This is a genomic window from Allomesorhizobium camelthorni, from assembly GCF_011045125.1.
Classification (GTDB): Bacteria; Pseudomonadota; Alphaproteobacteria; order Rhizobiales; family Rhizobiaceae; genus Allomesorhizobium; species Allomesorhizobium camelthorni.
In genome coordinates this window covers 1-9490 of record NZ_JAAKZF010000130.1, presented here as the reverse complement: position 1 = coordinate 9490, position 9490 = coordinate 1, and the positions used below count along the sequence as shown (strand labels likewise).

General features: G+C 60.5%; 10 protein-coding genes and 5 pseudogenes. 9 read left to right on the top strand and 6 right to left on the bottom strand.

Translation table 11 applies throughout. The features are described from left to right. Positions 1–561: 561 nt before the first annotated feature. Genes G6N73_RS32975 through G6N73_RS32965 form a run of 3 tightly spaced genes read left to right on the top strand, consistent with a single transcriptional unit; the run spans position 562 to position 1481 of the window. Positions 562–819, top strand: a complete 258-nt coding sequence (locus G6N73_RS32975; RefSeq protein WP_008838331.1) for a type II toxin-antitoxin system VapB family antitoxin — start codon at positions 562–564, stop codon at positions 817–819. Further along, entirely contained in the window at positions 820–1239 is a 420-nt protein-coding gene (locus G6N73_RS32970) for a type II toxin-antitoxin system VapC family toxin (RefSeq protein ID WP_165034118.1), read from the top strand. Further along, entirely contained in the window at positions 1236–1481 is a 246-nt protein-coding gene (locus G6N73_RS32965) for a hypothetical protein (RefSeq protein WP_165034117.1), read from the top strand. Before G6N73_RS32970 ends, G6N73_RS32965 begins: the two co-directional genes overlap by 4 nt. Here G6N73_RS32965 and G6N73_RS38905 read toward each other — a convergent pair. After that, positions 1449–1703 (bottom strand): DUF2958 domain-containing protein, encoded by a 255-nt coding sequence (locus G6N73_RS38905; RefSeq protein WP_165034116.1) that lies wholly within the window; start codon positions 1701–1703, stop codon positions 1449–1451. The two genes, G6N73_RS32965 and G6N73_RS38905, sit on opposite strands and share 33 nt — an antisense overlap. A 669-nt stretch (positions 1704–2372) precedes the next feature. Further along, positions 2373–2618 (bottom strand): hypothetical protein, encoded by a 246-nt coding sequence (locus tag G6N73_RS32955; RefSeq protein ID WP_165034115.1) that lies wholly within the window; start codon positions 2616–2618, stop codon positions 2373–2375. A gap of 9 nt (positions 2619–2627) precedes the next feature. Here G6N73_RS32955 and bluB point away from each other — a divergent pair. Beyond that, positions 2628–3264 (top strand): annotated as a pseudogene (gene bluB / locus G6N73_RS32950) (5,6-dimethylbenzimidazole synthase). Between the two features lie 105 nt (positions 3265–3369). Here the strand turns inward: bluB and G6N73_RS32945 are convergent. From G6N73_RS32945 to G6N73_RS32935, 3 genes and pseudogenes are all read right to left on the bottom strand, one after another. Beyond that, positions 3370–4323, bottom strand: coding sequence for a GDP-L-fucose synthase family protein (locus G6N73_RS32945; protein WP_165034114.1), 954 nt, complete (start codon positions 4321–4323; stop codon positions 3370–3372). Between the two features lie 12 nt (positions 4324–4335). Next, entirely contained in the window at positions 4336–5397 is a 1062-nt protein-coding gene (gmd, locus tag G6N73_RS32940; protein ID WP_165034113.1) for a GDP-mannose 4,6-dehydratase, read from the bottom strand. A 489-nt stretch (positions 5398–5886) separates the two neighbouring features. Continuing rightward, a pseudogene (locus G6N73_RS32935) lies at positions 5887–6058 on the bottom strand (IS3 family transposase); the annotation flags it as partial. 140 nt (positions 6059–6198) lie between these two features. Between G6N73_RS32935 and G6N73_RS37605 the strand changes: the two are divergent. The 5 genes and pseudogenes from G6N73_RS37605 to G6N73_RS37595 all read left to right on the top strand — a co-directional run. Further along, a pseudogene (locus tag G6N73_RS37605) lies at positions 6199–6609 on the top strand (transposase); the annotation flags it as partial. A 12-nt stretch (positions 6610–6621) separates the two neighbouring features. Beyond that, the gene (locus G6N73_RS32925; RefSeq protein ID WP_246252764.1) at positions 6622–6969 is read left to right on the top strand and encodes a type II toxin-antitoxin system VapC family toxin; all 348 of its coding nucleotides are present in this window, start codon (positions 6622–6624) and stop codon (positions 6967–6969) included. Beyond that, complete coding sequence (locus G6N73_RS38145) at positions 6966–7100, top strand: hypothetical protein (protein ID WP_008838333.1); 135 nt, start codon at positions 6966–6968, stop codon at positions 7098–7100. The genes G6N73_RS32925 and G6N73_RS38145 overlap by 4 nt, the downstream gene beginning before the upstream one ends. Positions 7101–8150: 1050 nt before the next feature. After that, positions 8151–8630 carry a ProQ/FINO family protein gene (locus G6N73_RS32915; RefSeq protein ID WP_165034112.1) on the top strand — a complete coding sequence of 160 codons (480 nt, stop codon included), beginning with the start codon at positions 8151–8153 and terminating at the stop codon, positions 8628–8630. A gap of 92 nt (positions 8631–8722) precedes the next feature. After that, positions 8723–8907: pseudogene (locus G6N73_RS37595) on the top strand (hypothetical protein); the annotation flags it as partial. A gap of 126 nt (positions 8908–9033) precedes the next feature. Here the strand turns inward: G6N73_RS37595 and G6N73_RS32910 are convergent. Continuing rightward, positions 9034–9312, bottom strand: a pseudogene (locus tag G6N73_RS32910) (ATP-binding protein); the annotation flags it as partial. Positions 9313–9490 lie beyond the last annotated feature (178 nt).

Here is a 9490-nt window from a genome sequence, read left to right as displayed (position 1 = left end):
CAGCTCTCCAAAGCTATTGCCAAAGGTTGCGCCTGTTTATGCGCGAGCTTGTTTCCCTCTCAGAGGACGGGCACACGGGTTCAAGAGAGAGCATCGCTCGTCTTGCCCCTTTGCGTGCAGTCACCCTCACTCAGTGCAAAGGCCGTGCCAGCGCGCTCAGCGCCCAGTAAGCGCATGGCCAGGCTTGAAAAACCTCCACAGTGCCCAGATGGCCGGTTGCAATGAACCTGACATTTTTCGCCAATGTTTGTTTTGAACCTGACATGTTTTCTGCCGCTGTCGGGTTTTGGACACGCATCACGTGCTTCGTGCCGCCCAGAAAAGCGTGGCCCATCCGCACGGTCCCGAAGCATGAGGGCGCGTGTGGCACGCAGCCTCTGCCCGTCCTCCCGAGGCCGTTCGCCTCAGTGACATTAGTGGGTTGGCTCGCCGCTAACAGTTTTGAAGAGGAGGATGAACAAGCCGCCGGTGAAGTATGAGCCAGCCTGATCGACCGACACTGCGGGTTTGCTCCAAGCTACACAGTGATGTAAAGTGTGCTACACGCTTGGAGCTACACACATGGCGCTGAACATTCGCAATCCGGAGGCCGATACTCTCGCTCGGGAGCTTGCGCGCATTGACCGCACAAGCATCACCGATGCTGTGATTGTCGCCCTGCGTGAAACCATCCGCAACCGGATGAATAAGGAAAGCCCGAGAGAAACGGCGCAAAAGATTCTGGCTAAGCACGGCCTGTCTTTTCAGCCAGGTCGAAAGCCGGTTCCACCGGAGGCCTATCACGAGCTCGACCATGATCTCACTGGTGGTGACGAATAAATGTTCGTCGATGCATGTGCGATCGTCTCGATGATGGCGGGGGAGGACACGGCCGACGCCTATGAAGCGGCGCTGCTCGATGCGGCATCGCCGTTCACATCGACACTTGCTGCCTGGGAAGCCATCATCGTCCTTTCGCGGCCGGATCAGTTGAATTGCGCCTACAAAGTGGCTGAGGCGGTTGTCGTAGAATGGCTCGAAGCACGAAAGATTCGGCTCCGCGAGCCCGGTTCGCCCCGACGCGTCCTGTCCTACGCGGTTGCTGTCGCCGAACAGCACGGCATAGGAAAGCGGCGCCTCAGCAATTTCGATTGCTTCCACTACGCCTATGCCAAGGCGATGCGCTCGCCGCTGCTCACGCTGGACCAGCTTTTGCGTCAGACAGACGTGGCAACCTTGCCGAAAGGATCAGGTGAATGACCGTCTTCGAAAAATTGACTGAACTGCCGGAATTGACCGGGGTCGTTGCCGAGCAGGTAAGCGAGGACATGGCCTCGATCGCGCGCGGCGAGGAGCTCGACCTTCCATGGCGTAGACTTTGCGTCCTTATCGACTATGAGCTTGTGGAAATAGTAACGCCGGCGCTCTTGGGCGGTTCTCTTCGGGGGAGCCGGACCAGCCTTGGCTGGTCAGAGAAAGGAGCGCAGTTTATGTGCGGTTAAGTGGAGCGGAAGGCGAGAAAAAGGGCCGGGCGTGAGCCCAAGCCCAGCCCCTTTCGATTGCGCGGAAATGAAGCCGCGACGGCGAGCGTCGTCGGCATGCGCCGAGAGTGGCTTGCTGGCGGCAAAGGTCATGTCGTAGTCGACCAGACTGCCGAACGGCCCGCGCAAGCTGTCGAGGTCCGACAGGGCGACATAGCCGAGCTCCGGGGCATCCCATGCCAAAATCGCAAAGACCGAAGGAGACTCCGGGTGCCGGTCGAACTCGGCCAGGTCGCGCGCCCGGTCGGCACGAGAAGCTTCACGACGGGCTCCCGATCAAGCGTTCTCTGGTTACCGCCGGCGGGCTTGTGCGGCGGCGTGAGCCGATCCTGATCGTGCCGGCAGCTATAGAAACGGAACATGATGATGCGTCTTAGCTTTTTTATTTCAGCTCTGTTTGCCGGCAGCGGCCAGCGCTCCCGCTGCCGCCCAGGGCGCCAAGAATGCGCCGGCGGTCAATCCAATGTGGACGACTGGATATAACTGGCAGTGCCAGACGGCCGCGCCGCTCGTCTGCGAGCGCACCGGCGATTGCAGCTTCGAACAGAAATCAAAGGCCGTGCCAGGCGCTCAGCGCGCAGTAAGCGCATGGTTACGCTTTGAAAAACCTCCGCAGTCTCCCAGATGGCCGATTGTAATGAACCTGACATATGGCACGGGCGCGCGTTCCCGCCGTCGAGGTGCCGGATGCGCGTGCGAAGCTTTTCAACTACGAAATATTCGTGCAAGGGTCATCTACTACCGGTATAGCAATGACGCTCCGATCTATGCGCTGTTGGCATATGGCAAGAACAACAGCTTGACCTGAATCTTTATCCAAACTCGCCGGAGAAGGAGTATTGGCGCGCTAGGTCAGCTGGCCGCCTTGGCGCTGAAATAAGCTTCAGCCAAATCCAGCAGCCAGATTTCGAAAGGCTTCAGCCAAATCGCTGCATTGCTCCCCAACAGGGGGAGATGGCCGTCAAGGCCGCTTTCGCCGATCACTTGCAAATGCGACAAGTGAACACGCAGGTGTCGCTTCGTGCGCGGCATTGCCGCCGCAATCGCGGCAGAGAGGGGAAAAATCCAGCGCGGCCGGGCAATCACAACAAAAGGCAACGCCGCGCGATGACGTCTGGCCTAAACTTTCCCGACCAATTTCGCGCCGGGCTCGTCGATCTCTTGCTGTGGCGCCGGGATGTCAGGCGCTTCAGGCACCCACGCCGCTTTCCGAGGGGGCGCTGGATCAGCTGCTTGCGCTTGCAGCCCTTGCGCCCTCCGTGGGCCTCAGCCAGCCCTGGCGCTTTGTCGTGGTCGACAGCCCGGAATGCCGCGATGCAGTGAGAGGCTGCTTCCAGCGCTGCAATGCCGAGGCGCTGCAATGCTTTTCGGGCGAGCGCGCCGCGCTCTATGCGCGGCTGAAGCTCGCCGGACTTGCCGAGGCGCCCTGCCAGTTGGCGGTCTTCGCCGACCGCACGACCGGCCAGGGTCACGGGCTCGGCCGCCTGACCATGCCGGCGACCATCGACTATTCGGCGGTCATGGCGGTGCACACGCTATGATTGGCTGCGCGGGCGGAGGGAATCGGCATGGGCTGGGTGTCGATCCTCGATCCTCCCGAGATCGCCCGGATCCTGGACCGCCGCCCGAATGGACGCTGATCGGCTATTTCTGCCTGGGCTACCCCAGCGAGGAGGACTGCGTGGCGACGTTGGAGCGGGAAGGCTGGGAAAACCGGCGCCCGCCGGTCGTGATAAGGCGTTAAGTTTTGGCCGAAAGCTGTGCCCGGTGATCAGCTTTCGATGACGAGCCTGGTCTCGATGTGCGGAAAGTTAGCTGACGGGAATTGCCGACCGACCAGCTCACCAGATCATGACGAGTTTGGTTGAACAGCAATGGTGCTTCCGTAGATGTCTATCATCTGACGGAGACCGTCGCGCAGTTCGATCCGCGGCCGCCAACCAAGTGCTGTCAAGCGGCTCGAATCCATGAGCTTCCGCGGCGTGCCGTCGGGCTTGGAGCGATCGAAGTCAAACTCTCCTTGCCATCCACACAGTTCCGCCACCAACTGGTGGAGGCCGAGAACCGATATCTCCTGGCCACTGCCGACATTGATCGGCCCCGCTTCGTCGTAGCGCTCCATCAGAAAGACGAGCGCGTCGGCAAGGTCGTCGACATGCATGAATTCGCGCAACGGCGACCCGCTACCCCATATCGTGACGCGATTCCTACCGGCGTTGCGTGCGTCGACGATCTTTCGAATCGTCGCGGCCACCACATGGCTCTCAAGCGGGTCGAAATTGTCATTCGGCCCGTACAGGTTTGTCGGCATGGTCGAGATGAAGCTACGCCCGAACTGCTGACGGTAAGCGTCGCACAGCATCACTCCGGCGATCTTGGCAGTCGCGTACCACTGGTTCGTCGGCTCGAGCGGCGCGGTCAGCAGCGAGCTTTCCTGGATCGGTTGTGCCGCAAACTTGGGGTAAATGCAGGACGAGCCGAGCAGCATGAACTTCTCGACGCCCGCCTCGAATGCGGCCGCGATCGTAGAGAGCTCGATCGCGAGATTGTCCTGGAGGAAATCAACCGGGCGTTCGTTGTTGGCCAGGATTCCCCCGACCTTGGCGGCCGCCATGAAAACCAGGTCGGGACGTTGTGCCCGGACCCAGGCGGTCGTCGCTGCGCGATCGGTCAGGTCGAGATCACGACTGTCCGCCGTGAGGATCCTTACCTCGGGCACGCCGGATAGCCGGCGCACCAGTGCGGACCCAACCATGCCGCGATGGCCGGCGACCCAAATGCGTTTGCCCTCCAGCAAAATCATTATCTTTTCACTTTAATCGAGCGTGATTCCGTAGGCGCGGCAATCGGCCTCGACCATTTCCGAGACGAGCTCATCGAAAGTGGTCTTTGGCTTCCAACCGAGCTTGGTGGCCGCCTTAGACGCGTCGCCGATCAGCAGGTCAACCTCGGTCGGACGGAAATAACGCTTGTCTATACGAATCAGCGCCTGGTTACTCCTGCGTTCGCGGCCCACCTCGTCAACGCCTTCGCCCTCCCAGACGATCTCCTTCTCGACTCGCCTGAAGGCAGCCTCGACAAAGCTGCGGACCGAATGCGTCTCGCCGGTCGCGAGCACAAAATCGTCAGGCTCGTGGTGCTGCAGGATGCGCCACATGCCCTCGACATAGTCGCGCGCCGAACCCCAGTCGCGCTTTGCCTCCAGGTTTCCGAGATAGAGGCAGTCCTGCTTGCCGGCGATAATCGCAGCTACCGCACGGGTCACCTTGCGCGTGATGAAAGTTTCGCCGCGCGTCGGTCCTTCGTGATTGAACAGAATCCCGTTGCTGGCGTAGAGCCCGTATGCCTCACGGTAGTTCACCGTCATCCAGTAGGCGTAGAGCTTCGCCACCGCATACGGCGAGCGTGGATAAAACGGGGTAGTCTCCCTCTGCGGGACATCCTGGACCAAACCGAAGAGTTCGGATGTGGAGGCCTGGTAAAACCGCGTTTTGTCCTCGAGGCGAAGGATGCGGATCGCTTCCAGCAGCCGCAGCGTGCCGAGCGCATCGGCATTGGCCGTATATTCGGGGGTCTCAAAAGAGACTTGCACGTGGCTTTGCGCAGCGAGATTGTAGATCTCGTCGGGCTGCGTGTCCTGCAGGAGACGGATCAGGTTTGTCGCATCCGTCATGTCCCCGTAATGCAGGACCATGTCCGGATGGTCCTCATGCGGGTCTTGATAGAGGTGGTCGACACGCTGGGTATTCCCGATCAGCGACGCCCGCCGCTTCAGGCCATGCACCATGTAGCCCTTCGAAAGCAGCAGTTCGGCAAGCAACGCGCCGTCCTGGCCGGTGATACCTGTAATGAATGCCGTACGCCGGGGTGAACTCATTCCTGATATTTCCGTGGATGAAGAGTTTTGAACGGAGGGGTCAGCAGCACGTGCAAATGACTTCCTGTGCGCTATAAACGCGATGCAATCTTCGCTATGCACCGCCTTAGCTGGAGTTTGCGCCTCGAGTGATGGTAAGAAAACGAGCGGATTACATCGAGTGTGGTGTGCCGTTGGCGATCAGGTCTAGAAGGATTTCGCCTCCATCTTCCGCAGACTGGAGAGCTCCCGTAGACGTCGACTTTCGAGCGACGTTTTTCATGTCCTTCATTCTTCGTAAAATCGATTGTTTTGATGGAACGCATCCACAAGATGGATACCTCATCGACTAGACGGAGATTTCAGAACCTTCCAACGCAGACTTCCAAAATAGCCAGCGCGAATCAGCGCCGCGCTGAGATGGCAAGAGCCGCTTCCTTATTCAGCCCGATAATCGCTGAGTTGCGCAAACATGAACCGCACCGGGATTGCCGGAGGCGTTTCGTTGAGTCATGCCGCCATGGCCGGCTCTTCCGGCATAGCGTAGTAGCGTGCCTCCGGCTTCGGTCGGCGGGATGTTGTCGATGGGCTCCAGCAGCCGGCGATTGTTGAACCAGTCGCCCCATTTTAGCGTAGCGAACTCGACCGCCGCGAACGAGCGCCACGGTCCGCGTCGAAAGAGGCGCGAGTTCTACGAGTTTGGGGGTTACGGACGGCAATCGGCACTAGGGGATCGTCCGTGAACTATCCGCAAGCCATTGATGGAGCTTGCTGATCGGGGAGGATCGTAGGGTTAGGAATTGAAGGATTTGCGGTACAGCGGCGGTCTCTTACGTGACTGCAATCGAGAATCCGGAAAACTTCCGAACTTCGCGCTCAGTTGGCCCCTGGCTCGGGCTGACCACACGCCGCTATCAGTCGGGCGAGGCGATTACGGTCCTATGCTTGCGGGGTATGCGGCTGATCCGTCCCGCAATGGTAGAAATCATGCTGCAACCTGAATTCTCTCGTCAGCTATCAGTCCTTAGTATGATCTTGCCTGCCACGGCTGAGGCGCAGGCTGCGGATGTCATTCGCCCTCTGCTGCCGGGAGATGTCCGTGCCCAGGCCGATCGGGGATGCGCAGGAACTACGCGACTCGCTTGGACTTTGGGCGGGTCCGATTTCGGATATCGTATCGCTCCTCGATTTGCAGTTGGGTATTCGGGTCTATGTTCGGCCGCTGGAAGGTAAGGTGAAGCGGCGCTGCTCGATGCGGCATCGCCGTTCACATCGACACTTGCTGCCTGGGAAGCCATCATCGTCCTTTCACGGCCGGATCAGTTGAATTGCTCCTACAAAGCGGCGGAGGCGGTTGTCGTCGAATGGCTCGAAGCACGAAAGATCCGGCGCCGCGAGCCCGGTTCGCCCCGACGCGTCCTGTCCTACGCGGTCGCTGTCGCCGAACAGCACGGCGTAGGAAAGCGGCGCCTCAGCAATTTCGATTGCTTCCACTACGCCTATGCCAAGACGATGCGCTCGCCGCTGCTCACGCTGGACCAGCTTTTGCGTCAGACAGACGGGGCAACCTTGCCGAAAGGATCAGGTGAATGACCGTCTTCGAAAAATTGACTGAACTGCCGGAATTGACCGGGGTCGTTGCCGAGCAGGTAAGCGAGGACATGGCCTCGACCGCGCGCGGCGAGGAGCTCGACCTTCCATGGCGTACCCACTCGGCCACGTAATCACGAGGCTTTCGCATAAAGACAAGCCGGCGTCCTGGTTTCTCCCGGATCCTCCGCGATTTAAATCAAATCCGCCTGTTGATATTGACGATTGCGTGACCCTCGCCTCCTAGACGGCTAATGCGGGCGGTAACTGAGAGGGTCATATGACAAGCGATTTTTCCGCCGCGCGGGTGCATTTAGATCGAGCGTATCACTACCTGCGTGGCGATGACCCGATGAGTCGGAGGGGGCGCGAAGCCTTGGACCTGCTACTTGAGGCGGTTGCCGTCGAAGAGTTCAAGCAGCCACGCCAAAACGCGGAGGTGCTAATGTTTCCGATTGGGCGCCGCTTCTGAGGCGACCTCCATGGCGGCCACCGTGAACATGGAGCGCAAACACCCTCAGAATACAGCCCGTCCCGGCATGAGCCGAGTCGGGCAATCGAATGGGAGTCCCGAAGCGTGTCGCTCACAACGATCCGAATTGAGCTGCCCTGACTGAGGTTCATTGCAATCCGACGTCGAGTTGCTCGCGCCCGACGCCGGGTTCTTGTGATCGACGCCGGGCTGCGGCGGAACCGTTTCGCCAGCCATTCGCATGGTTTCCGTCCCAGGACGGCGTCGAACCGGCCGAGATCGCGAAACGGTCGCATGAGCAGCTTTCGCGCTACGAGCCGCTCGCCTGGTACGACGGAACGGCCGAACTGGTAGAGGGGAGCCGCGACGCTTTCGGCGTCCTACTCGCCGACGGGCGCTCGGCGGAGGGTCGGCTTTTTCGCTACCGGCGTTCAGATACGCTGCCAACGGTTGCGGGCTGGCGGAGAGATGGGGCAAGAGCGTTTTCCACTGACCATACTGTCTTGACTATGAACTCGACGGGGACGGCTCGGCGTGATTGCTACCGGATACTGCTCGCTGCAGCAGGCGCTCCGTCTGCCCGAATGGGGAGACGTGAGCACGCACTGCTTGACCCTGTGGGACGAATACCCACTTTTCCATAATCATTGCATATATGCGTGCTACGAAGGTCCGAATTGGGAAACGTTAACAAATCGGGCGAGGCTTGATCATGTCGACCGCTAGCCAAGGGAAATCGCCCGCGCAGCTTTTCAGACATCTATCGGCAAAGTGGCCTGCGGCATTCAATCCGAAAGCGCCCAGGCCGCTCAAGATCGGCATCCATCATGACATTCGGGTGCTTGACGGCGAACTGTCTGATGATGAAGTGAGGAGAGCCCTGCTCGCCTATACCAGGATGGCCAAATACTTGGCGAAACTGGATGCCGGCGCCGCGCGGGTCGATCTCGACGGCAAGCCGGCCGGCGAGGTCTCGGATGCGGACGCGGCGACCGCCAAGGCTTTGCTTTGCGCCCGCAAGGACAAGCAAGAGACCAAGCCACCGCCGGAGCCAAGGGCAGAGCCTGAAGCGCCACCCAAACCGAAACCGAAGCAAACGGCCGTGTTCAAGGCGAAGAATACGGCCGACAGCCGGAGCGGCATAGTCGTTGAGACGAAGCGTCGCCGGTCATTCCGAAAGCCGATGGCTTGAGCGCCGCTGAGCGTGGGTCTTGCGCCGACCGGGACAGCCCCTGAGGGTCGGAGCACATGGCGCCCCGTGCCGATCCGAATTGCCGCGATCGCACCCAGCATTATGCGGTCACGACTATGGCGACCAGCACCGGGTCGTGCGCCGCGCCACGGTTGACGGTGACGTTCCGGTCAGCGTCGACGGGGGCACCCAGTCGCCGCGCGTATGCGCCTCTCCGCGGCAGGGGCAGAGCCGCGACCGGCCCGGAAGTGAACGCTCTTCTCAATTGGGTGTGTGAGAGGCGGAGGATCGCTGCTCGGCAAGCCTGGTCCTTACGGGGGAGGATGTCGCCCATTCGACTTCGCTCAGTGGTGAGGGGCAGTGCAGTCAAAGCAAAAGACACTCTACGCGGCGGCTTGGACCGCCGCCGATCGCTTGCGGACGGAATGCGCACCGACACGATGGTGCCGACGCCTTCGGTCGAGCGGATCTTCAGCGCGCCGCCGTGCAATTCGGCGAGCGACCTGGAGATCGCGAGGCCGAGGCCGGAGCCGGGATGGCTTTTGGAGAACTGGTTCTCCACCTGCTCGAACGGCCGGCCAAGCTTGCTCAATGCGTCCTTGGGTATGCCGCAGCCGGTGTCCTCGATCGTCAGCATCAGCGCGCCCGAGACGTTGCGCGCCCGCACCGAGATGTGGCCGCCTAGCATTACAGTTGCGCTTTTGATTTGAGATGTGCTCGTCGTGCATGGGCCTGATGTGCTCGTCGCCACAGCGACCATGCGATGACGTGTGCGGGATGGATGCGCCGTCGGGAGAGGCGCGTTGCGATACGGCGGATTTCCTGGATCGACCAGCGGATCAGGGGCGGTTTTTGGGCAC